The 21844-nt window shown below is 38.0% G+C and carries 25 protein-coding genes and 2 riboswitches; of the genes, 12 read left to right on the forward strand and 13 right to left on the reverse strand.

Annotated features, from left to right (window positions below; all coding sequences use genetic code 11):
- Positions 1–46: 46 nt before the first annotated feature.
- Genes MKY78_RS11355 through MKY78_RS11365 form a run of 3 tightly spaced genes read right to left on the reverse strand, consistent with a single transcriptional unit; the run spans position 47 to position 1191 of the window.
- Positions 47–196 (reverse strand): hypothetical protein, encoded by a 150-nt coding sequence (locus MKY78_RS11355; protein ID WP_186868084.1) that lies wholly within the window; start codon positions 194–196, stop codon positions 47–49.
- On the reverse strand, positions 189–803 hold the full coding sequence (locus MKY78_RS11360) for a hypothetical protein (RefSeq protein ID WP_339212734.1): 615 nt from the start codon (positions 801–803) through the stop codon (positions 189–191). The genes MKY78_RS11355 and MKY78_RS11360 overlap by 8 nt, the downstream gene beginning before the upstream one ends.
- A 10-nt stretch (positions 804–813) precedes the next feature.
- Positions 814–1191 carry a DUF4440 domain-containing protein gene (locus MKY78_RS11365; protein ID WP_186868086.1) on the reverse strand — a complete coding sequence of 126 codons (378 nt, stop codon included), beginning with the start codon at positions 1189–1191 and terminating at the stop codon, positions 814–816.
- Between the two features lie 921 nt (positions 1192–2112).
- Here MKY78_RS11365 and MKY78_RS11370 point away from each other — a divergent pair.
- Positions 2113–2862, forward strand: a complete 750-nt coding sequence (locus tag MKY78_RS11370; RefSeq protein WP_339212736.1) for a class I SAM-dependent methyltransferase — start codon at positions 2113–2115, stop codon at positions 2860–2862.
- Positions 2863–2920: 58 nt separating this feature from the next.
- On the opposite strand, the gene MKY78_RS11375 is transcribed toward MKY78_RS11370, so the two are convergent.
- Positions 2921–3586, reverse strand: coding sequence for a CAP domain-containing protein (locus MKY78_RS11375; protein WP_339212738.1), 666 nt, complete (start codon positions 3584–3586; stop codon positions 2921–2923).
- 154 nt (positions 3587–3740) lie between these two features.
- On the opposite strand from MKY78_RS11375, the gene MKY78_RS11380 reads away from it, so the two are divergent.
- Together MKY78_RS11380 and MKY78_RS11385 are read left to right on the forward strand one after the other, a co-directional pair.
- Positions 3741–4415 (forward strand): response regulator transcription factor, encoded by a 675-nt coding sequence (locus tag MKY78_RS11380; RefSeq protein ID WP_186868090.1) that lies wholly within the window; start codon positions 3741–3743, stop codon positions 4413–4415.
- Positions 4408–5769, forward strand: coding sequence for a HAMP domain-containing sensor histidine kinase (locus MKY78_RS11385; RefSeq protein ID WP_339212741.1), 1362 nt, complete (start codon positions 4408–4410; stop codon positions 5767–5769). Before MKY78_RS11380 ends, MKY78_RS11385 begins: the two co-directional genes overlap by 8 nt.
- Before the next feature lie 62 nt (positions 5770–5831).
- Here the strand turns inward: MKY78_RS11385 and thiE are convergent, their stop codons facing one another.
- From thiE to thiW, 5 genes are all read right to left on the reverse strand, one after another.
- Entirely contained in the window at positions 5832–6455 is a 624-nt protein-coding gene (gene thiE / locus MKY78_RS11390; RefSeq protein ID WP_339212744.1) for a thiamine phosphate synthase, read from the reverse strand.
- Positions 6455–7231 (reverse strand): hydroxyethylthiazole kinase, encoded by a 777-nt coding sequence (thiM, locus tag MKY78_RS11395; RefSeq protein WP_339212746.1) that lies wholly within the window; start codon positions 7229–7231, stop codon positions 6455–6457. Before thiM ends, thiE begins: the two co-directional genes overlap by 1 nt.
- Positions 7212–8033 (reverse strand): bifunctional hydroxymethylpyrimidine kinase/phosphomethylpyrimidine kinase, encoded by an 822-nt coding sequence (thiD, locus tag MKY78_RS11400; protein WP_339212749.1) that lies wholly within the window; start codon positions 8031–8033, stop codon positions 7212–7214. Before thiD ends, thiM begins: the two co-directional genes overlap by 20 nt.
- Positions 8030–8719, reverse strand: a complete 690-nt coding sequence (tenA, locus tag MKY78_RS11405) for a thiaminase II (protein WP_339212752.1) — start codon at positions 8717–8719, stop codon at positions 8030–8032. The genes thiD and tenA overlap by 4 nt, the downstream gene beginning before the upstream one ends.
- 63 nt (positions 8720–8782) lie before the next feature.
- Positions 8783–8883, reverse strand: a riboswitch (TPP riboswitch).
- A 14-nt stretch (positions 8884–8897) separates the two neighbouring features.
- The gene (thiW, locus tag MKY78_RS11410) at positions 8898–9398 is read right to left on the reverse strand and encodes an energy coupling factor transporter S component ThiW (protein ID WP_339212755.1); all 501 of its coding nucleotides are present in this window, start codon (positions 9396–9398) and stop codon (positions 8898–8900) included.
- Positions 9399–9480: 82 nt separating this feature from the next.
- Positions 9481–9587, reverse strand: a riboswitch (TPP riboswitch).
- A 961-nt stretch (positions 9588–10548) separates the two neighbouring features.
- Here thiW and MKY78_RS11415 point away from each other — a divergent pair.
- The 7 genes from MKY78_RS11415 to MKY78_RS11445 all read left to right on the forward strand — a co-directional run bounded on the left by MKY78_RS11415 (position 10549) and on the right by MKY78_RS11445 (position 15641).
- A complete protein-coding gene (locus MKY78_RS11415; RefSeq protein ID WP_339217885.1) occupies positions 10549–11220 on the forward strand; it encodes a zinc metallopeptidase in 672 nt (223 codons plus the stop codon).
- Positions 11221–11239: 19 nt separating this feature from the next.
- Positions 11240–11665 carry a YwnF family protein gene (locus MKY78_RS11420; RefSeq protein ID WP_339212758.1) on the forward strand — a complete coding sequence of 142 codons (426 nt, stop codon included), beginning with the start codon at positions 11240–11242 and terminating at the stop codon, positions 11663–11665.
- Between the two features lie 28 nt (positions 11666–11693).
- The gene (locus MKY78_RS11425; RefSeq protein ID WP_339212761.1) at positions 11694–11981 is read left to right on the forward strand and encodes a hypothetical protein; all 288 of its coding nucleotides are present in this window, start codon (positions 11694–11696) and stop codon (positions 11979–11981) included.
- Positions 11982–12020: 39 nt separating this feature from the next.
- Positions 12021–12437 carry a Spx/MgsR family RNA polymerase-binding regulatory protein gene (locus tag MKY78_RS11430; protein WP_339212763.1) on the forward strand — a complete coding sequence of 139 codons (417 nt, stop codon included), beginning with the start codon at positions 12021–12023 and terminating at the stop codon, positions 12435–12437.
- Positions 12438–12767: 330 nt separating this feature from the next.
- Positions 12768–13934, forward strand: coding sequence for a TraB/GumN family protein (locus tag MKY78_RS11435; protein ID WP_339212766.1), 1167 nt, complete (start codon positions 12768–12770; stop codon positions 13932–13934).
- 103 nt (positions 13935–14037) lie between these two features.
- Positions 14038–15285: a CNNM domain-containing protein gene (locus tag MKY78_RS11440; RefSeq protein WP_339212768.1), complete on the forward strand. Its 1248-nt coding sequence runs from the start codon at positions 14038–14040 to the stop codon at positions 15283–15285.
- Between the two features lie 236 nt (positions 15286–15521).
- A complete protein-coding gene (locus MKY78_RS11445; RefSeq protein WP_186868100.1) occupies positions 15522–15641 on the forward strand; it encodes a DUF4023 domain-containing protein in 120 nt (39 codons plus the stop codon).
- A 78-nt stretch (positions 15642–15719) separates the two neighbouring features.
- On the opposite strand, the gene MKY78_RS11450 is transcribed toward MKY78_RS11445, so the two are convergent.
- The 4 genes from MKY78_RS11450 to MKY78_RS11465 all read right to left on the reverse strand — a co-directional run bounded on the left by MKY78_RS11450 (position 15720) and on the right by MKY78_RS11465 (position 20466).
- Positions 15720–16274: an NAD(P)H-dependent oxidoreductase gene (locus MKY78_RS11450; protein WP_339212770.1), complete on the reverse strand. Its 555-nt coding sequence runs from the start codon at positions 16272–16274 to the stop codon at positions 15720–15722.
- A gap of 225 nt (positions 16275–16499) precedes the next feature.
- The gene (locus tag MKY78_RS11455) at positions 16500–18200 is read right to left on the reverse strand and encodes a HAMP domain-containing methyl-accepting chemotaxis protein (protein ID WP_339212771.1); all 1701 of its coding nucleotides are present in this window, start codon (positions 18198–18200) and stop codon (positions 16500–16502) included.
- Between the two features lie 167 nt (positions 18201–18367).
- Positions 18368–19819 carry a D-alanyl-D-alanine carboxypeptidase/D-alanyl-D-alanine-endopeptidase gene (dacB, locus tag MKY78_RS11460; RefSeq protein ID WP_339217886.1) on the reverse strand — a complete coding sequence of 484 codons (1452 nt, stop codon included), beginning with the start codon at positions 19817–19819 and terminating at the stop codon, positions 18368–18370.
- A gap of 173 nt (positions 19820–19992) precedes the next feature.
- Entirely contained in the window at positions 19993–20466 is a 474-nt protein-coding gene (locus tag MKY78_RS11465) for an effector binding domain-containing protein (RefSeq protein WP_339212773.1), read from the reverse strand.
- A gap of 140 nt (positions 20467–20606) precedes the next feature.
- On the opposite strand from MKY78_RS11465, the gene MKY78_RS11470 reads away from it, so the two are divergent.
- Positions 20607–21011 (forward strand): hypothetical protein, encoded by a 405-nt coding sequence (locus tag MKY78_RS11470; RefSeq protein WP_339212774.1) that lies wholly within the window; start codon positions 20607–20609, stop codon positions 21009–21011.
- Between the two features lie 292 nt (positions 21012–21303).
- Entirely contained in the window at positions 21304–21828 is a 525-nt protein-coding gene (locus tag MKY78_RS11475) for a phosphatase PAP2 family protein (protein WP_339217887.1), read from the forward strand.
- Positions 21829–21844 lie beyond the last annotated feature (16 nt).

The following is a 21844-nucleotide window of genomic DNA, read 5'->3' on the forward strand; positions in this document are numbered from 1 at the left end:
GGGTTAAGAAATAGGGAACTGGTATCATACATCCAGTCCCTTTCCTTCATGTCCATACTTGATCTGACTTATCTGCATAAAAACGGATTGCCTTTTCGTGCTGGCTTAAGTCTTCCCATATTTCAAGTAATAGTTGACTGGATTTACGATATTTCTCTTGTTTTCTTAATGCAATAGCATGAGTGAGTTTATTCAATTTCTTCCACTACTTTCATCTTAAACAATATTACAGTGTCATAGGTTTCGATCATCTGCTTAATGTCATGTTCGTCTTGTAAGTTGTACCCTGATCGTAACGTATTATTTGAGGTATCACGATAAGCACCGATGATTTTCGTTTCGCCTAGTTCCATCGTTAACTCTTTTTGAAAAGCTTCATCCCATGCACTGGCCGTAACATTTTTGAAGTCTTCTAACGTAATTTTCTTAGGGCCTTGTTTAATACTCCCAGTATATAGCATGATAAAGTCTTCATCGTCCGTTTCGATGATGCCAAATCCAAGCGGTTCCGTAACAACATCTTCATTTGGTTCTCGTCCGTAATTCAATTCTGCCAAATTAGGCTCTACCTTTACACCGTCCTGATAAGCCTCAGCCCATATTTTAATCCAAGTTTCTTTTGCTTGTTTCCATTCATACTCATATTCATATAAAGTCCCTAAATGTAGTTCTTTAATGGCTTCCATATTGTTAGCGTTTGAACTTTTTTTAATTGTAACCATTGCTTCAATAGAATTCTCATTACAAGCGGTTAAAAGTACCATGAAGAAGGTAATAATAATCATTCTTACTATGTATTTCATGCCTTTCCTCCTACTGTTCTATTTCGATAAACTCTCGCAGTAATTTCCATTCCTTATTCTCTCGCTCCCAGATATACATACAGTGTGCTCGATGGGGAGTCCCGTCTATGTAGCTCGTTTCTAGACCAACTATCACATAGTTCTCTCCGTTTCTTCTTTCCATAGTGGATATGATCTCAAATTCTTTTCTAGTTTGGTCATTGTATTGGTTTAGCACAGCTTTAATATCGTAGTTGTAATGATATTCTTCAGGCTTTTCTATCGATGAATAGCCGAAAATACCAACAAATCGTTCTGACATATAGCTTCTTATTTTGGCATCATCCTTTGATGAGAAGCCTTCGTTCCAGCTATTGTAGTAGTTGGTTAATGTATTTTCTAATGACATCATATTTGTTCTCCTATTCGTATTTTAATTTAGCTTATCATAAATATTCTGATAAATGAATATAGGGAGAATAAATGTTTTATGAAATGATGGGGGGATATAGTTGGTGAGGGGCTGTAGACAGATAAAGAGGTAAGATGTATAATAATAGCCAAATTAGCATAATATGAACCGAGGATGTTACCGATCATCCCCGGCCCGCACATGGTTAAGAAGTTTTGGGGGGAGTTCCCTCTGAACATCTAACAATTGAAAAATGAACAAAAGAACCCTCACCCTAAAGTGATTTAGCCGTCACGGGTGGGGGTTCACTTATTGTTAATCTTGTCGTCAATCAACCGCCTTATAAACTCCAGCAACGATATCAAAAAAGACCCCGCTGCGATGAGTAACATCAATATAGATATTACGATATCCAAAGGCATCCCCCCTTTCACCAATAAAATGGATCCAGAGGGAAGTGAAGGTCCCACCCTAACGACTCACCATGCTTATATTTATTGTAGCCTAAACAAAGCAATTGGTAATCATCCGATAGTCATAAGGATACGAATAGTTATAATGACCTATTTTTCTAATTTGGATTGAAGTGCGTCTACTTTTTCTGCAAGTTCATCTAGCTGCTTCTTACGTTTCTGGAAGAACGAATTAAATTAATAAGTACGATTGCGATAAGTATAATGAAAGCAATAAAGGCTAATTGAAAAATCATATCCCCAATTTGGAAGTCAACCATGAATATCCCTCCTTACATTGATTATTCCTATCTTTATTGTATCATTTTTCCAAAGATTGTATCAGGCATTGATAATGTTCTTACGAAGGAAAGTAGATTTAGTTTCGGAAATATTTTTATTTTCTTAATCATTGTGGTTTGGTATGCTTTTATCTACAAGTATTAATAAGTAGGGGATGAGGGGTATGAAAACGGAAGAAATATTACAGTTAAATAAAGCAGGTTGGGAGCAATCGGCTGAGCGTTTTTTTGGCAGAACTGCACTACCGGAATTAGGCCCATTTGCACCAACCGAGAATGATTTACATCTGTTTGGGGAGGTTGCTAATAAGAAAGTGCTTGATATTGGCTGTGGAAGCGGACATTCTTTGCAATATATGGGGAATAATGGGGCGAAGGAGTTATGGGGATTAGATCTGACGAAGAAGCAAATTGAAACTGCTCAAGAACTACTCCAAGAGCAGCAAGGATTTGTAAAGCTATATGAATCCCCTATGGAAGAAAATCCCGGACTACCTCAGGATTATTTTGATATAGTGTATTCTATCTATGCTTTAGGGTGGACAGTTGAATTAGAGAGAACACTGACACATATCCATCGATATTTAAAGCCTGGTGGAATGTTCGTTTTCAGCTGGGAGCATCCGATGCATGACCGAATAAAGCGAGTAGACGATTCATATATACTAGATAAGTCTTACCTACAAGAGGGTCCCGAGTATAATGAAGCATGGAATAATACGGTCATCATACCACATCGAAAGTTAAGTACTTACATAAATACACTTGTTACGGTTGGGTTTGAAATAGAGAAAGTAATCGATGACGTTGTATTGCCCAATGTAGCAACGGAAGGTAATAATCACCGGTGGTATTCGGTCAACAAGGCGAAGCTAATTCCGGCGACGTTTATACTCAAGGCTAGGAAGAAATAGTTAGGAATAAATCAAAAGTTGAAAAAAGTTGCCACGATACGTTCGTGACACCTTTTATCTATTTTGTTATAAACATCTGTGTCCAGTGGTTTCCATTCTGTTCATAGCCAACACCAATGTGGGTAAAGTTAGCGTTTAAAATGTTCTCGCGATGGCCTTGACTGTTCATCCATGCTTGGACTACTTCTTCTGGTGACGTTTGTCCTTTGGCTATATTTTCACCTGCAGAACGATACGTAATACCGAAGTCACGCATCATATCAAACGGAGAGCCATACGTAGGACTAGTATGCGAGAAATAATTTTGTTGCTGCATGTCAGTCGATTTCTGACGAGCAACTTGACTTAGACTTGTATCAACCTCTAAGGCATTTAACCCAGCTTGTCTTCTTTCTCTATTCGTTAAAGCGACAACATCACTTTCAAATTTACTTAATCCATGATTCTCCGTTGTTTGCTGCTGTGGTGCTTGTTGCCCTTGTTGACGTTGCTCTTGACCACGCTCAGGCTGTTGGTTTTGTTGTGGTGCTTCGCGAGCCTCATACTTTGCATCTTGTGTTTTGATTGGTTGTGTATGTGGGTACTCACTACTAGATTGATCGGTGCTTATACTAGAGATATTAGGATTTTCATGGTTTTCATTATTGGCATTATCGGTATTACATGCAGCGAGCACGAACATCATTAGGATTCCAATCGATAGTTTAACTAAGCTTCCCTTCATATATATCACTCCTTTTTTATGTTTCTCATAGTATTAGTCAGCTATGGAAAAATATTGATGCGAATTTGGCTTTTTTTGAACGTGTTGGAGATTTACGGTACCCATTACTGGTGCTAAACTAAAAATAGTAAATCCTATAGGAAGTGAATACTAGATGAATACGATTCTTGTTGTGGATGACGATGCACATATTCGGAAATTAATTCGATTATATTTGGAAAATAGTCGTTATGGTGTAGTGGAAGCAGAGGATGGAGAGGAAGCTATTAACTTGTTAGGGAAGCATAAAATTGACTTAGCTATTGTTGATGTTATGATGCCTAAGGTGGATGGGTACGAACTGACAGAAGACATTCGATCTTATTTAGACATTCCGATCCTAATGGTAACAGCAAAAGGAGAATCCCAGGATAAAGTAAAAGGCTTTCGAGCAGGAACAGATGATTACTTAGTGAAGCCATTTGATCCAGTTGAACTAATCCTGCGCGTAGAAGCCTTATTAAAGCGGTATAATCTAACCAATGAAAATATCGTCAAAGTAGGGAACACCCTTATTGATAAAGAGAAATTAGTCGTTCAAACAGAAGAAGAGACGGTTACTTTAAAAAGAAAAGAATGTGAATTATTAGCGGTCTTAGCTAGTTCTCCAGGAAAGATTTTCACTAGAAATCAATTAATTGAGAAAATCTGGGGATTTGATTATGAGGGGGATGAAAGAACCGTCGATGTTCATATTAAACGGCTAAGAGAGCAACTAGAACACTTTCACGATATCACGATAACCACCGTAAGGGGTCTCGGCTATCGGTTGGAGGCAATTCATGGTTAGGAGCTTGTATCTAAAGATCGTTGGTACATTTATATCGGTTGTGATTGTTAGTATTTGTATGTCCTATGTGCTAACACCGTATTCCTTAAATCAGGAAGTCATCTTTAAAGAAGAATTGTCCAAAATATCTATCGGTCTAGCTGAAGTCATTCAAATGACTGGGCCAGAGAGTATCCCAGAATTAATGGATAAATTTGATGACATCGAATTTGAATTGTTGATTACCAATGGGGAGGATATCTTTTTTAAGAAGGAAGATAAATTCTCTATTCCAGTTCGTATGGAGGACGTTGAGGAAATTTTAAGGCATTCCTTTGATGATCCGGTAGTGTTACTGGATAAGAACAATAAGTCTGCGAGGATTGTCGGTGTTCCGATATATGTTTCGGGAGAACCCTACGCACTTATTACTAGAATTGATTATGAAGATGAATTTGAGGATATGAAGCAGGGGATTTTTATATCGCTATTATTAGTGTTATTGGTCGGAAGTTTATTAATATTCCTTGCTTCGAGATATTTAGTTAATCCAATTCGTAAATTAACCATTGCTGCTCGACAAATTGCTAAGGGTGACTTTTCTGTACGAGTAGATAAAAAGCGGAGTAAGCATCAAGATGAGGTTGGCGAGTTAATTGATAGCTTTAATCACATGACTGGAGAGCTAGAAAAAATCGATACGATGCGAGCTGATTTTGTAAGCAATGTATCACATGAAATTCAATCTCCATTAACATCTATTAAAGGGTTCACCAAAGCAATAATGGATGATGTCGTACCTCAGGAAAATCAAAAAGAATATTTAACGATTATTTACCAAGAAATCGAAAGGATGTCTCGCTTAAGTGATAATCTCTTACGAATTGCGTCTTTAGATTCCGAGCACCATCCTTATAACCCTGTTTCCTATCGCTTAGATGAGCAAATACGAAACTCGGTACTAACGACAGAACCGCAATGGACGAAGAAACATATTGATATCCAATTAGACTTAGAGCCGGTGGAAATTTTTGCTGATAAAGACTTAATGGAACAAGTGTGGCTTAATTTGATTACCAATGCGATTAAATATACGGATGAAAACGGCGTAATCCAAATTGCTATACAGATTATTGGTGGCAAAATAACGGTTAGGGTAAGAGATTATGGTATTGGAATACCAAAAGAAGCCATCCCGAATCTGTTTGCTCGCTTTTACAAGGTGGACCGTTCTAGAAATCGGTCAGTAGAGGGGAATGGATTAGGCTTATCCATCGTAAAGAAAATTTTATCCATCCATAAGTTCAATATCAGTGTGGAGAGTGAAGAAGGAAAAGGATCTACTTTTACCGTGCACATCCCAATAAGTCATTAGAATAAATGGTTCCATTCCAAACATCCGTTTAGAATGGAACCATTTTTTACAGCAATACTATTTTATAGTTTCTCTACGCTAGCCTGAATGTTAGCAGCTTGGGTAATGGCTGAAATAACGGCTACTCCATCAGCACCAGCCTCCATAACATAGGCAGCAGTGTCTGGCTGGATTCCGCCAATCCCAACTATAGGAAGGTCAGGATATTGCTGACGTATTGCTTTAATCCATGCAACACCAACTGCAGCTTTGGCATCTGTTTTGGTTGAAGTAGGATATATTGGCCCAGCCCCAATATAATCTACTAAATGAATAGGGCTATTATTTAGTTCATTCCAATTAGACACTGAAAGGCCAATAAGTAAATGTGGATATTCTTCTCGAACCTTCTCTATAGGCTGATCATCTTGACCAACATGTATTCCATCGACATCTAGAGCATTTGCTAATTCTACATCGTCATTGATAAAGAATGGGATATGATATCTTCTGCAAACTGCTCTTAATTTTTTTCCAAGCTCCAATTTTTCCTTTCCCTTTAACGAACCGTACCCCTTTTCCCGATATTGAAAAGCGGTAATACCACTTTTTGCTGCTATTTCTAGGATTTCTACAGGGTCTCTAGTGCAATCTTGACTACCCATTATAAAATATTTTCGCAAGAGCTGTTTATTCATAGTAGGCATTACAGTGATTCTCCTTTAAGTGTTGTGACATCCATCGATAGTGCATCAATAAAATGGGGTATGAAGGTTCCAGATGCTTTCACCTGTTCTTGTGATGCAGTGTATTCCGCTGCTACTCCATAAAAGGCTACTGCAGTTTGAGCTTGCTCGTAAGGAGAGTCATCTGTTGTTAAACAGGCAGCTATAATGGAACCTAATAAGCAGCCTGCTCCGGTTACTTTCGCTAGTAATGGGTGTCCGGTTCCATTTATGGTAGTCGATTCTGTTGTACTAATGACATCGCGTTTCCCAGTTAGTACAGCCGTTGTCTGATATGTTTTGGCAACCTTTCTGGCTATTTCCTCTATGTTTCCGTCACCAAAAGAATCGACACCTTTTGTCTGCCAAGGGACATTAACTAGATGAGCAAGCTCCCCAGCGTTTCCTTTAATAACAGTTGGCTGCACCTCTTCCAATAGTTGTTTTACTGCATTAGAACGATAAGGAGTTGCAGCTACTCCAACTGGATCAAGTACGACGGGAATTCCTTTTTGATTAGCTGCTTTTCCAGCAGCAATCATGGCCTGTAAATCATTTGCAGATAGTGTCCCGATATTCAATAACAAACCATCAGCAATCGTAGCCATTGCAGCGGCTTCTTCTTCAGCCTTTGCCATGATTGGTGCCCCACCAAATGACAATAGACCATTGGCAGTGAAATTCATTACGACTTGATTTGTTAGATGGTGAATTAAAGGCTTATTTTTTCGTACAGTATCAATTATTTGCGTGTTCATAGCGGTTTTTCTCCTCTCGTATGCCCCAGTGATTAGTAGGGCCATTACCAGCTCCTAGATTAGATGCGTGCTTGATAGCTAGCGTGATAAAATGTTTTGCTTTTTCAACCGCAGCAACTAAGGAATCCCCTTTGCTTAAATAGGCAGTAATGGCTGCCGAATACGTACATCCTGTGCCGTGGGTGTTTTTACTAGGTATTCGCTCTGCAGCAAAGGAATAGAAACGCTCTCCATCGTACAGAAAATCAATTGCTTCCTCTTGTAAATGCCCACCTTTTATTAATGCGGCTTTAGCACCTAACTCATGAACAATAATTGTAGCGGCTTTTTTCATGTCTTCTAGAGAAGTAATTTTCTCCCCAGTTAAATATTCTGCCTCTGGTATATTTGGTGTGACGACTGATGTTAATGGTAGTAGTTGTTCTCTTAAAAAATCACGTGCAGTGCTTTCAATTAGAGTATCTCCACTTGTTGCAACCATAACAGGATCCATAACATAAGGAGCATCGAGGTTGCTAAGTTGATTGGCAATGATTCTCATCATATCGACAGTAGCAAGCATACCAGTCTTAAAGGCGTGAATAGGCATATCAGATATCACAGATTCCAGCTGTTGTTCAATCATATCCAATGGAATGTGGTGAATCGCTTGCACGCCGGTTGTGTTTTGGGCAACAACCGAGGTAATGACGGACATTCCATAGCTCTGTAACTCTTGAAATGTTTTCAAATCAGCATGGATACCTGCACCCCCACTTGGATCGGTTCCTGCGATCGTTAGTGCACATGGGACTTGTGTCATATCCGCTTCACTACCTTTCCTGAAGGCCACTCTTCGCACGTATAAGCCATTTCCCAAAATGCTAATTCAAGCTCACAGCTTTTACGAAAGGCACCACGTATGCGGTTCTTTTCAGAAGGAGACGCCTCTATGGCAAGGTTATCTAATCGTTCACGCATTTCTGTTGTGGTACTCCTCGTACGAGCATCACTATAAAAGGTAATCCATTGATAAAAAGGATGATCTGGTGTTGGCTGATACGTCTTCATTAATTCGTCGCCAATTTCTAAATAGGTCCATGGGCAAGGTAGTAAGGCCCCTAATATTTCGCCCATAGAACCGGTATGTGCATGGTACAGCATATGTTTTATATAATGGTCGGCAGTCGGTGGTAGTGGGTGTCCTTGGAGGGACTCATAAGGAACACCAATGTACTCACAAAAATTATGATGCGGATGAATCTCATCTTTTAATATAAACTCCATTTTATTGAAGAAATATCGTATATCATCCCGGCTTGAGGATTTAGACGCAGCTAGCCCATAAATTTTCATGAATGCATTAAGGTACTCGAAGTCTGCCTTAATATAATGAGCGATTGCTTCCTTTGGGATATCGCCCTCTCCAATTCCTTTAACAAAGGGATGGTCAAAAATAAGTTGAAATATATCATTGTTTTCTTCTCGTAATGATTCTGTGAATAACATGGATAAACTCCTCCTTAGAATGCGAAAGCTACTAGGAGAGTACCGTAGATATGTGAGGAATATATGCGGCCTCAACTACTTCCCTTCGCTAGCATTACCTAGATCAGGTTAATAAGGGACAAAGGATATACCTTATCTCAGCAAAAGCGCCCCTAGTAGTTTTCAGTGTTTAGTTAATTTACCTTTTCAAATGAATCGAGCGTACATTTTCTAGCTTAGTAATGTGAGATACAACGAACCAACCGAGTATAGCCCCTGGTAAACTACTTACAAGAAACGCTGGCATAAAGGCAAAAGCGCCAGTAGCATTTCCCATAAATAGGTAAGCGAAAGGGACGGAAGCTAATGCTCCGATTACCCCACTTCCGACTCCTTCCCCGATAACTGCCAAACCTATTCTTCCTGACTTTTTATATAAGTAACCAGCTAAAAAGGCACCAATCATACCACCTGGAAAGGCGAGTATGGTTCCGAGTCCGAGTACATTACGAAGCAGGCCAATCATAAAAGCTACAATTACTGCTGGACCTGGTCCAAGAAGAACACCTGTAAGAACATTTATTGCATGCTGCATAGGGTAGGCTCGTGCTACCCCTGCTGGAAACCAAATAAGCTGAGCAGTAACGGTTCCAATAGCTATCAAGACAGCCATCGTTGTAATGAGACGAGTTTTATTCATCGTTCCTCCTTTCTGTAAGGGACACAAAAAAAGCCAGACCCATAGAAGGACCTAGCTTAATTGATTGAGATTAATAGATTGACTAGTCGTCATACTACTTCCCTCCGCTGGTACTAACCAGATCAGGTCCATAAGGGTCGGAAAAATCTATTCCTCTCAGCCCACATTAGGGCGCCCCTAGTAGTTTTACTATTCATTTGTCATGAATCACTTTAATCATATCAAATGAAAAAGCATTTGTCACGGTGATACTTGTTTTTAGGTGTAGAGAAGATGGGGTTCATAGTGCATGCAAGGTATATTTGGGGGCGTTTTAGTGAAAGAGAGTAAAAGTTAACAGGTGGAGAGTGTCGGTGTCCATTTTTGGTAGAAGGAGAAGGGAAAGGTAACAGAGTTGTAATGTCAGAGCCCATTTTTGGCGGGAGGAGCCGGAAAAGGTAACAGAGGGGTATTATCAGTGCCCTTTTATGGTAGAGGAAGCTGGAAAAGGTAACAGAGGGGTATTATCAGAGCCCTTTTTAGGCAGAAGAAGCCGGAAAAGGTAATAGAGGGAGATGGTCAGTGCCCTTTTATGGTAGAAGGAGCAGGAAAAGGTAACAGAAGGAGAGTATCAGAGCCCTTTTATGGTAGAGGAAGCTGGAAAAGGTAACAGAGAGAGTGTGTCAGTGCCCTTTTATGGTAGAGGAAGCTGGAAAAGGTAACAGAGGGAGAGTATCAATGCCCTTTTTTGGCAGAAGGTTCAGGAAAAGGTAACAGAGGAGGAATGTCAGTGCCCTTTTATGGTAGAAGGAGCCGGAAAAGGTAACAGAGGGGGATAATCAGTACCCTTTTCCAGCTGAACGAGAATAAAAAGATAACAGAGAGAGGCTATCATTACCCTTATCCCATCCGAAAAAGGTAACGGAGAAAGTGTATCAAATTTATAGATTAAATAATTTTTTTTAGTTCATATTCAGTTCATATTTGTTTTTTATACTAATGATATACCCAGAAGATATAAATTTTTTCGTGTTTGTGCAACAAAACACAAACTTATTTCGTATATATATTGAAAAACAATTCTAATAAGTATAAATCTGGGATGATATTGGCAAGTCTTATAGAAAATGAGACACATCTAGGGGGAATTGTCGTGTTTTTATTTCATCCAATGGATTTTTTAATACTCATTGCTTTTGGACTTGCGCTATGGGCGCAATCTAGTGTACAAGGAAATTTTAAAAAGGGTTCCAAAATAAAGGCCTCCTCTAACATGACAGGTGTAGAGGTTGCGAGAAGAATATTAGACAGTGAGGGGCTTTCTGATGTAAGAATCGAACTCTCTAGACGAGGAACACTTTCCGATCACTATGATCCAACTGCTAAAGTAATTCGATTATCGGAACCGGTTTATCGAGGGAATTCAATTGCATCCCTTTCTGTTGCCGCACATGAAGTTGGTCATGCCATTCAGCATGCGAATCATTATTCGATGTTAGTACTGCGACATAAGCTTGTTCCGTTTGCAAATATTGGGTCACAGCTTGCACCATTTCTTTTAATAGCTGGGTTTATATTTACCCAGGGTAGTATGTTGATAGGAATGGGAATCATCTTATTCTCAGCAGCCGTACTATTTCAGGTTGTTACATTACCAGTAGAATTTGATGCCTCAAGGCGTGCTAAGAATAAACTAATAGAATTAGGTATGATTGCGAATCAAGAGGAACGAGGCGTTAGCAAAGTGCTGAACGCTGCTGCATTAACGTATGTAGCAAGTACCTTGATTGCTGTCTTAGAGCTTATAAAATACATCATGATTTTCAGAGGAAGACAAAATTAATGAAAAGGTGGGATTTTTAATGAACTTACCTGTATCAGATATGCCGAGCTTTATAAAAAAAGAAGTGGATAAATTAAACGAAACGATTTCTCCTTTCATCAAGAAAGTATCGAAATATTCATTTTGGGCGTTTCCGCTCATTGTATTTTCGCTGATTAATTTATTCTTTTTGCTAGTGGTCATGCCGGAAACGAGAACAACCGTATCACTTATTTTATATGCGGTAATGGGAGCATTCGGTTTTGCCCTATCAAAAGAAGCAAAGCATCAGAGGAAAGAAATTTTAAAAGTGAGTGAGGGTTATATCATTAAGCGAATCAATAAAAGTGATGTAATCGCAAGTGCTGTTAAGGATCGCTATATTCGCAGAGTTAAGGAGCAGCCGGCCTTTGCGATGAATCATTTTATAAATTTTTTAGAAGAAGAAAATCGTTTAATGGAGTAGTAAGTATGATATACCCTGGAGGGATTTCGTGACATTATTAGCGGAACAAGAGTATTTTAAGATTGAACGAAAAGTAGACCATATAACACAAGTTGATGTGGAGGATAAGCGCTATCTGAAGCTATATACGGACAAAATCCAGAGTAAACATCGTGAGTTTCCAATTAAGGATGTATTAGATATTTCTTACCGAGAGATAGGTAGTGAAGGAGCTGGCCTTCTTTACTTACATACAACTTGTGGTGTTTTTTCATATACATTGAAATCATCTCCAAGGCATTTTATTGAAATCTTTAAACAACACATTAAAAAGTAAGACAAAGTTTTCAAAAATAGTAGAAATGGGGAATGGTAAATGACTGTCATGATTTATGGTGCAGCATGTTCATCAACCAGAAAAGCAAAAGAATGGTTTAGGAAAAATAATATTAATTATGTTGAACGAAATATATTAAAGGATCCATTAACGGTTCCAGAATTACAGCAAATTTTAAGCAGAACGGTAGAAGGAACGGAAGAAATTATCTCAACACGATCTAAAGTCTATAAAGAACTCGATGTGGATATTGATTCCCTTCCACTTCAAGAATTACTAACTTTGATTCATCAACATCCAAGACTGCTTAGAAGTCCTATCATGTTAGATGAAAAGAGACTTCAAGTAGGATTCCATATCGATGATATTAGACAATTCTTACCAAGAAAAACTAGAGAACGTCAATGGCTTCAATGGAGAATGAATTACCTTCCAATGACAGAGATTGTGAAATAAAAAATAGAAATGGAACGAAGAGGTTGAGACTTTACGATATGTTTTAGTAAAAATCCGAAAGAGTCACGATATCATTTCCAGGAATATACGTAGAAGTTAGTGGGTGACAGACCGATCTTCTTGAATAGATGACTGTCATCTAGGTGCTGCAAGTAAAGACAACGTATATTTCTGGAGCTGGTAAGTGGTTCGAACGATAGGATGCGGATTATTTTTTGCTTGAAACGGTTGTCACAACCTCTTTTTTCTCGTTCACAATAAATTTATTTCAAATTTTTAGCAAACTAGTTTATTATTAATTTTATATAGATATATAAAGGAAGGTACTTTATGTCAGAAGATAATATATCGCGTTTAGAAATAAATGGTAAAGAGATTATTCTGATTGGTACAGCACATGTATCCAAAACTAGCGCAGAACAAGTTAAACAAGTTATCGAACTAGAACAACCAGATTCCGTCTGTGTGGAACTTGACGAACAACGCTATAAGTCCATTACAGAAGGGAATAAATGGAAAGAAACAGATATTTTTCAAATTATTAAAGATAGAAAAACAACACTATTATTGATGAACCTTGCTATTTCCTCTTTTCAAAAACGGATGGCTAGCCAATTTGGTATAAATCCTGGACAAGAAATGATTCAAGGTATTGAATCGGCAAAAGAGATAAATGCTAATCTTGTATTAGCAGATCGAAATATCCAAACAACTTTCTCACGGATTTGGCGTGGCATTGGGTTGAAAGGGAAGCTAATGCTTTTAACACAAGTCATTGCTAGTATCTTTACGAGAGAGACTATATCGGAAGAAGAACTGGAGAAGATGAAGTCACAGGATATGATCGATTCGATGCTACAGGAATTTACCGAGAGCTTTCCGAGATTAAAAAAGCCTCTCATAGATGAGCGTGACCAATATCTTGCTCAAAAGATTAAGGAAGCGCCAGGAGATAAAATTGTTGCGGTACTAGGTGCAGCACATGTACCCGGGATAAAGGAGCAAATTAAGCAGGACCATGACCTTAAAACGTTATCGCAGCTACCTCCTAAATCGAAAATTCCCAAAATAATCGGATGGACAATTCCATTACTTATCATTACGCTTATTGTTCTTACGTTTATGACAGATCAACAAGCCGGATGGGTGCAAATTGTAAGCTGGATCCTGTGGAACGGTTCCTTATCTGCACTTGGAACACTCATTGCGTTTGGGCATCCACTCGCTGTTCTCACGGCATTTATAGCAGCTCCCATAACCTCGTTAGAGCCATTTCTAGCGGCAGGCTGGTTTGCTGGATTTGTTCAAGCATATTTTAAAAGACCTAATGTGCAGGATTTCGAAAATCTATCGGATGATGTCCATAGTTTAAAGGGATTTTGGAATAATAAAGTAACACGTGTCCTTTTAGTGGTCATCTTTGCAAACATTGGAAGTTCAGTTGGAACATTTATTGGAGGAGCAGATGTCATTCGATTGTTTATAGAAAATCTATAGACACTTTTCTTCTAACATTGTTCTAAATAGATTAAAGTATAAGTAACCATAATATATAGTTATTGTAAATTTTTATTGTAAATTTTTAAGGGGGAACGATCTAGTGATCATTGCGATCATCGTATTATTGTTTGTATCCTTTTTCTTTTCGGGGAGTGAGACTGCTCTTACTGCAACAAATAAAATGAAGCTACAAACAAAAGCAAGCAATAATGACAAAAAGTCTGAGAAATTATTGGATTTAGTTTCAAAACCGAGCGAGTTTATTACGACGATTTTAATTGGGAATAACATCGCTAACATTCTTTTGCCTACTTTAGTAACGATGGTGGCATTAGAATATGGAGTTAATGTGGGCTTAGCGTCGGCTATTTTGACGATTACGATTATTATATTTTCAGAAGTAATACCAAAGTCGGTAGCGGCTACATTCCCAGACCGAATCGCATATATCGTGTACCCGGTAATTCGATTTTTCACCATCGTGTTCAAGCCATTTACGACGCTTTTAAATGGCTTGACCGGATTGATTATAAAGTCATTGTCTAAGGGGAATGAAGACAACGTCTCCATCTCCAAGGAAGAATTAAGGGCGATGGTTGATATTGCAGGAACGGAAGGTACATTTAAACAGGAAGAGTCTTATCGTATTAAAGGTGTACTAGATTTCCAAGACTTAAATGTGAAGGATGTCATGAAAACCCCTCGTATAGATATTGTTGCTGTACCGATTGATGCGACTTATGAAGAAGTACGGGATATTGTTATCGAAAATCAGTTCACGCGATATCCAGTGTATGATGGTGAAATAGATAATATTGTTGGTGTATTCCATTCGAAATATTTATTAACCTGGTCGATAGAGCCGGGGAATACGTTAGAATCCTACTGTGATATGAATCCAATGGTATTCTTTGAGTTCCATTCGATTGAAATGGTCTTTCGCCAAATGACAAGAGAGAGAAAGCATCTAGCCATTGTATTGGATGAATACGGCGGAACAGAAGGTATCGTAACCCATGAAGATATTATCGAGGCGATGATTGGACTGGAAATAGAGGATGAAATGGATTTAGAAAGTGAGAAGCTAATCGAGAAGCTTACCGATAAAGAGATTATATGTGATGGTAAAATAACGCTACATCGCTTAAACTCCATTTTTAATACGGATATTCCTGAGGAAGAGGACGTATTATCCGGCTATTTACTGACAGAGTTCAATCAATTTCCTAAGCAAGGTGATATTTTAGAAAAAGATCAGCTTATTTTCAAAATATTAGAAGTAGATGGAAGGACATTAAAGCAAATCCAAATCGTAAAAAATGACTACGTTGAGGTAGAGGAAGGGTAATTCGCTTCTCTACTCATTGTGAATAAGAAGTAGAATAAGCTGTTCCCTTTCCATCTATTAAGATAATAAAGTCCCGAATCGACTAATGATTCGGGGCTTTTCGTTGTAATAGCGATAGAACAAGTGGTTATCTATTACCGAGAGAATTAATGTAATAGCAGTAAAGTGATTAGCCTATCATAAGCTAGTACCAAATAGGGCATACTAAATAAAAAATAGGAAAAAGGAGAGTCGATATGGAAGACACATCCACATTTGTAGCCAAATTCAATGAACGGAAGAGAAAAGATGAATTAAACAGGAAAAGACAAGGCGGAGGTACTCGTTCCGACCGTTTACCTAGTAAACGTCATTAGAAAATAACTAGAAAATAAATAGCCATGGCTTGATCATTTTACTTATCGCCACGGCTCTTTTGTTCGTTACATTGATACTTAACGTAATGTTTTTAATGCACGGCTCCAAGCAATAACTTGGTCAAACATGCCATTAGCATTATCTGCATGATAATCTGCTGGTTTGAAAACAGAGAAGTTTTCAAAGTCAGAAAGTAGTGAGAATGTAACAGCTGTACGAACGTCAGCTACTTGAAGCTCACCTAAGATTAGACGTAGGTTTTCATGGGCACGAGTTCCCCCAAGGCTACCATATCCAACAAATCCTGCAGCTTTATTGTTTACTTCAGGGTTTAAGTAATCAAGTGCGTTCTTTAATGCACCACCAACAGAATGGTTGTATTCAGGTGCGATAAATACATAACCATCAAAAGAAGCCATTTTCTCAGACCAAGCTTTTGCAGCAGCTTGAGCTTCTTCTTTTTGTGCAGCTTTAGAGCCTAGGAAAGCTAGATCATAATCAGCTAGATCCACTAACTCATATTCTACACCTTCATCATTACGATTTTTAGCAAATTCTAGTGTCCAGTCAGCAACTGCTTGGCCGTTACGACCTTCACGAACACTACCAAGTACAATACCGATTTTTAACATAATTAGTTCCTCCTCTGGGTTGTGTTTATAGGTTGAATTAACGATAATAGAAACCTTTTTATCTTTAATTCAATATATTTGAATTAAACATTAATAATCTTATCACGTCTATTTATCGATTGCAACTATAAAGAATAATAATTTGATATTTAGTTACAAAAAGTAATTATAATTACGGTTAAAGAGGTTGGGAATAAGTGTTTATGCTAAATCCCAACCTCTAAATTAAATCTTAAATTTATTAATCGTCTTTTGGGAGTCATCTGCAATATCGGATAGATTAGCTATCGATTGATTGACTTGTTTCATCAGATCCACTTGCTCTTCCGTTTTTGCGGATACCTCTTGGGAATTTACTGCTGCTGCTTCTGAAATCTCCGTAATATGGTTCATGGAATCAACCATTTCTTGAGCACCAATTGTCATTTGTTGTACAGCTTGAGATACATCCTGAATTTTTGTGCTAACGTCTTGAATGTAGCGACTCATTTGCTCGAATGAATTTCCAACATCTGTCACAACGCCTATACCAGTTTCCACTTCATTAGAAGTCATTTTCATCGTGTTAACGGCTGTACTCGTCTCGACCTGTATCGTATTGATTAATTGAGAGATTTGTAAGGAAGAGTCGGCTGATTGCTCTGCTAATTTCTTCACTTCATTTGCAACAACTGCAAATCCTTTTCCATGTTCTCCCGCTCTTGCTGCCTCTATGGATGCATTTAAGGATAATAGATTTGTTTGCTCGGCAATATCGGTAATAACCTCAATAATATGGTTTATTTCCTTAGAGCGCTCTCCTAGACCTTTAATAACCTCAGATAATCCATTTACAGTATGCTTAATTTCATTCATTTGTTTAATGGCTACAGAGATAGACTCTTGTCCTCTAGTTGCATTTTCTGTAGCTTCTTGGGCAGTATTAGAAACATTATGTGCGCTTGTAGCGATTTGCTGTATACCACTAGACATTTCCTGGATGGTGCCGGATGTTTCTTCGATAGTCTGTACCTGTGTATCGACACCAGCTGCTAATTCTTCCATGGTAGCTGCAATTTCTTCTGAAGCTTCATTTGTTTGTTCAACATGTCCTACCAGTGATTTAGCGGAGGTTGCAACATGTTTGGCACTAGTATTAAATTCCAGAATCACTTGTCTTAGGTTGTCAGCCATCTGGTTTAATGTTTCAGCTAAAAGCCCAATCTCATCTTTATTTTTCACCTGTAGCTTTTCAACGGTTAAATCACCTGCAGCTATCTGTTTGGCATATTCGATTAGAGAAGTGATTGGCTTTGTCTTTCTACCAATAATAAAAATCGTGAAAATGCACGCAATTAATAATGGAATAAGACCAAGTAAAACGCTAGATTTTACAGAGTCTAATGTACGTTCTGATACAATACTCGCATTGAAGTCAATAGCATTTAAAGCAATGATCTCCTTGTTCGGGTCATGGTCCTTAAAGATTGGTGCATAGCCGGTTAATCGTTTCATTCCTCCAGCTTGATAGATCTCAGAATATGCTGGCTGCTTCGTGTCTAGTATGGTTTGTACTACTTGTTCATCTAGATAAAAGCTATCCCCAGCATGGAATCCTTGATGCTCAAAATGTTTATCAGCGACTAAAATGGTTCCATCTAGTGAAATAATATATTGGTTTTCGAAAATATGTTTATGATCGACTGTCCAATTGATGGATTCTTGTAAATCGATTTCCTTATTACTATTTCCATTCAGAATATCCTCCACATCATTCGTGTTAATGAGACCTGTGGTGATATTCGCGCACCCAATTGCTTCAATTCCCGCAGCTTCATACGTATGTTGATAGGTTACCCAATAGTTTGATATAGAAGTAATAATAAGGGAAATCAAAAATACGCCAATAATAATTACTCCAAGTTGTCTCGTTATCCCTTTTTTCATCATTACGCCCCCGGTTTAGTAAGTCTCTTTCTCTATCTTTGTCTATGTCTATACCCCTACTCTTATTATCGACAGTGGTACTGTTAAATTTAGTAAATTGGCCAAAATGGAACAAAAAAGCTACATATTAGACTTAGTGAAGTCTATACTATGTAGCTCGGTTATTCCTACTCGTGGTTTGCTAATTCGGTTGCGATGGCATCCTCAATGGCTGTTATCGTACTGGAGGAACCTAAATAGTTATTTACCATAATCGAGAATATTAATTTCTGGCCGTCTTTCGCTGTGACATAGCCAGATAAACTAGACACTCCTGTTAAGGAACCTGTCTTTGCTTTGACATTGTTCGTTGCTGGTCCATCAGTCATCCGATAACGAAGTGTACCACCAACGAATCGTTCTGAATTACCAGCAACAGGTAATGACTGTTCAAACGATGTATACCAGTCTTCCTCTTGCACCGCATAAAGTAATTGGGATAGCTCGTTTGCAGGGATTAAGTTTTTATGGGACATACCGGATCCATCACGTAAAAGGATGGTATCGCCCTTAACGCCATATTGTGTTAATACCTCTTCCATGACAGAAAGCCCTTTATCCCAACTACCTTCATCATGAACTACTTTACCCATCTCCTTCGTCAAGGTTTCACCATGGCCGTTATTACTTAGCTTCATAAAGGGAATTAGTAAGTCTTCTAAAGTCATTGACTCTTTTGATGTAAGCAATGTAGCATCCTCTGGTGTTGTTCCAGTTGTTGTTTTAGCATTCCCGACGAACAAAATCCCGTTCTCTTCTAATGCTTTCTTGAAAACATCGACTGCATAACCAGTAGGCTCCCAAACCGATACCCAGGACCTAGCCATGGATCCATCAATCGGAATGACGCCATTAATGATAATGTTATTGGTTCCGTGTTCTCGTTCGATGGAGATAGCTCTACTATGATCTGAACTTACCGTTTTCGCATTGTTGATGATGTTGACGTAGTCTGTATGGGGTGTTAGTTTTACGATGGGCTTTCCATCTACTTCTTCAGCAGGATAGACCTCTACAATTACGGTCGATGCATCATAATCTTCATTAGGAGATAATGTCAGGGCGGATATTTGTGCACCTGTATAGAAAGGTTCATCAGACCAGTTCAGATCTTGAGATAGTCTTACATCATCATACCACGTGTCATCTCCAATTAGGTTGCCCTTAATATTCTTGATTCCTTTCGCTTTTAAATCAGCAGCAAATTGATCTAAATCGTGTTTGAGTAAGGTAGGGTCCCCTTTTCCCTTTAAGTAAAGATTCCCTTGAAGTACGGCTCCTTTAATAGATCCGTCTGTTAATACTTCTGTTGTAAATCGATAATCTGGTCCAAGGGTTTCTAGTGCGGCAATGGTGGTAAGAATTTTCATATTAGATGCAGGGTGTAAGCGGTGATCTCCGTAGTAAGAAAATAATAGTTCTCCTGAATCTGCATTTCGAATGCTGACCCCTGTTGTCGTTCCATCTAATGCTGGATTACTCAAGATCTGATTTAGTTTATCTGCTAAAGATGCTTGTTCGGTAGTTTCATTATTAGCTGATGGTGTTTGATTTTGTATCACAAAGAGAGTACTTATCATGCATACTACTAATAAACTTAGAAGTATTCGCTTCCAAAGCTTTGTTTGATTCATTTCCCCACTCCTTTGTTCATTTTTAAATATATATGAAATAATGGATAGGCTTATCCTAGGTCTAAAGTATACTTATAAGTATTTCCAAAGGAGGCGGAGGTTAAATATGCATGGTGAATCTAGGAAATTTTATTGATTGCTACACAAATATCAACATTGGAATCCTGTTGATCTTTCCAAACTTCCATATCATATCCTAATGGAATGAATCGATTCTGCTGTAGCCAATGATTATAGAGGAAATCATACGTTTTATAAATATCTGTTTTCGTACCTGTATGCTTACAATTAACATACATATTTTCTTCCATGGTGTAAAGCGTTGTATCATCTGGCGCCTCATCCATATGCTGAACCTCATAGCCAATGATGAGGCTTTCCTTATTTAGAAAAGGATTAAACTGCTCCATCATCGGATAAATATGAACGACGTATACATCATCACGTACTTTATTTGGTATTTTGTCGGAAATAGATTGAAGGCGCGAGACGGTATGCTGAATTACTTTTCTTTCCTCTTCGTCGCTAAGATGAGTTGGTAGGCAATATCCAATCAGTTGAAATGATTTTTTCTTAATAATTTTTGGCCCCAAATCGGTACACCTCCATATATTTATCCACCATTCATATTCTGACGACCCTCTAAATATGCATGAAAAGCTCGTCCTATTTGGAATGATACGCTCTTTCGTGACATAGAAATGAATAGAAGTCTATGTTAGGGGGTTATAAGATGGAAGAGGTACTAACGATTACGGAAGAGGATATGAAACGATATTATGATCTTAATCAGAAGAAAAAAGAAATCGAGAACGAGATGAATGGCTTAAAGAAAAAGTTTCATGGCGTACTGGATGCATCCTTTGGAAAACAAGCAAAAGGTGAAATACAGCGCGGGAATTATAAATTACAGCGTCAAATTAGAATAGCAACCAGTTATGACGATAATGGTACGGTTGAGAAGTTAGAAGAGCTGAATTTACAAGAATTTATTATAAAAACAAAGGTACCTGATACGGATAAGCTTGACTCTGCGATTAAACTAGGGCTTGTCGAGGAAGCGGATTTTAACGAACACAAGAAAACACGAATCACCCAAACAATCGTAGTTAAAGAGACGTTTTCAAGTGAAAAGTAATGACTTAATATAACTAGCTAGTAGCGATACTGGCTAGTTTTTATTTGCGTTCCGTTTGTTCAAGAATTGATGCTGAACCATATATAGTACCGGGTAAAAATTTACGGAAAATTCATTTTTAGTTAGCAATTACTTAATCTTACTACTTTACACTTGAGGTGAAGTTACTCAATTGATGGGAGTGAGACGATGAAGTTTCTTATCAAGGTATTTGTTTCTCTTTCTGCAATCTTAGTTTATATTACTTATTAATTCTGAAGGTGGGTTATTGGTGGTGAAATACTTTTCCCAAATGTATGCATTAGATTGTAAATCATTTCATTATATCAATCAGTACTTCGACCATAAACGTCTTAATACTATATTTCGTAAAATAACCCATATGGGTGGTGCAACGTTCACAATTTTAACCGTATTGTTACTGATTTTATTTACAACTGGTGCTGTACAAATGACAGCTATTGCTAGTGCTTTATCATTAACCATTAGTCACATTCCGGTTGCGCTTGTGAAAAAGCTGTGTCCACGTAAAAGGCCTTATTTAGTTCTTCAAAATAGTCGTGTGTTGGAAAATCCTTTAACAGACTGTTCATTTCCATCAGGCCATACAACAGCAATATTTTCTATTATAACTCCATTTATTCTACTGTTTCCGCTCTTTTCTATAGCTTTAATTCCAATAGCTTTTCTAGTAGCTATATCACGTGTATACCTTGGTTTACATTACCCTTCTGATGTCCTAGTAGGAAGTTTACTTGGCATAAGTTCCGGAGTGATCTGTTTTAACTTGTTGGTAACGAGTATAACTACTTTATAGAAATGGGGAGGATAAA

The sequence above is a fragment of the Ornithinibacillus sp. FSL M8-0202 genome, from assembly GCF_037975285.1.
Classification (GTDB): Bacteria; Bacillota; Bacilli; order Bacillales; family Amphibacillaceae; genus Ornithinibacillus; species Ornithinibacillus massiliensis.

Excerpts from the sequence above, each read along its gene's own strand:
- MKY78_RS11360 (WP_339212734.1), bottom strand. The coding sequence starts at position 803 with ATGAAATACATAGTAAGAATGATTATTATTACCTTCTTCATGGTACTT.
- MKY78_RS11365 (WP_186868086.1), bottom strand. The coding sequence starts at position 1,191 with ATGTCATTAGAAAATACATTAACCAACTACTACAATAGCTGGAACGAA.
- MKY78_RS11370 (WP_339212736.1), top strand. The coding sequence starts at position 2,113 with ATGAAAACGGAAGAAATATTACAGTTAAATAAAGCAGGTTGGGAGCAA.
- MKY78_RS11375 (WP_339212738.1), bottom strand. The coding sequence starts at position 3,586 with ATGAAGGGAAGCTTAGTTAAACTATCGATTGGAATCCTAATGATGTTC.
- MKY78_RS11380 (WP_186868090.1), top strand. The coding sequence starts at position 3,741 with ATGAATACGATTCTTGTTGTGGATGACGATGCACATATTCGGAAATTA.
- MKY78_RS11385 (WP_339212741.1), top strand. The coding sequence starts at position 4,408 with ATGGTTAGGAGCTTGTATCTAAAGATCGTTGGTACATTTATATCGGTT.
- thiE (WP_339212744.1), bottom strand. The coding sequence starts at position 6,455 with ATGCCTACTATGAATAAACAGCTCTTGCGAAAATATTTTATAATGGGT.
- thiM (WP_339212746.1), bottom strand. The coding sequence starts at position 7,231 with ATGAACACGCAAATAATTGATACTGTACGAAAAAATAAGCCTTTAATT.
- thiD (WP_339212749.1), bottom strand. The coding sequence starts at position 8,033 with ATGACACAAGTCCCATGTGCACTAACGATCGCAGGAACCGATCCAAGT.
- tenA (WP_339212752.1), bottom strand. The coding sequence starts at position 8,719 with ATGTTATTCACAGAATCATTACGAGAAGAAAACAATGATATATTTCAA.
- thiW (WP_339212755.1), bottom strand. The coding sequence starts at position 9,398 with ATGAATAAAACTCGTCTCATTACAACGATGGCTGTCTTGATAGCTATT.
- MKY78_RS11415 (WP_339217885.1), top strand. The coding sequence starts at position 10,549 with ATGGATTTTTTAATACTCATTGCTTTTGGACTTGCGCTATGGGCGCAA.
- MKY78_RS11420 (WP_339212758.1), top strand. The coding sequence starts at position 11,240 with ATGAACTTACCTGTATCAGATATGCCGAGCTTTATAAAAAAAGAAGTG.
- MKY78_RS11430 (WP_339212763.1), top strand. The coding sequence starts at position 12,021 with ATGACTGTCATGATTTATGGTGCAGCATGTTCATCAACCAGAAAAGCA.
- MKY78_RS11435 (WP_339212766.1), top strand. The coding sequence starts at position 12,768 with ATGTCAGAAGATAATATATCGCGTTTAGAAATAAATGGTAAAGAGATT.
- MKY78_RS11445 (WP_186868100.1), top strand. The coding sequence starts at position 15,522 with ATGGAAGACACATCCACATTTGTAGCCAAATTCAATGAACGGAAGAGA.
- MKY78_RS11450 (WP_339212770.1), bottom strand. The coding sequence starts at position 16,274 with ATGTTAAAAATCGGTATTGTACTTGGTAGTGTTCGTGAAGGTCGTAAC.
- MKY78_RS11455 (WP_339212771.1), bottom strand. The coding sequence starts at position 18,200 with ATGAAAAAAGGGATAACGAGACAACTTGGAGTAATTATTATTGGCGTA.
- dacB (WP_339217886.1), bottom strand. The coding sequence starts at position 19,819 with ATGATAAGTACTCTCTTTGTGATACAAAATCAAACACCATCAGCTAAT.
- MKY78_RS11470 (WP_339212774.1), top strand. The coding sequence starts at position 20,607 with ATGGAAGAGGTACTAACGATTACGGAAGAGGATATGAAACGATATTAT.
- MKY78_RS11475 (WP_339217887.1), top strand. The coding sequence starts at position 21,304 with ATGTATGCATTAGATTGTAAATCATTTCATTATATCAATCAGTACTTC.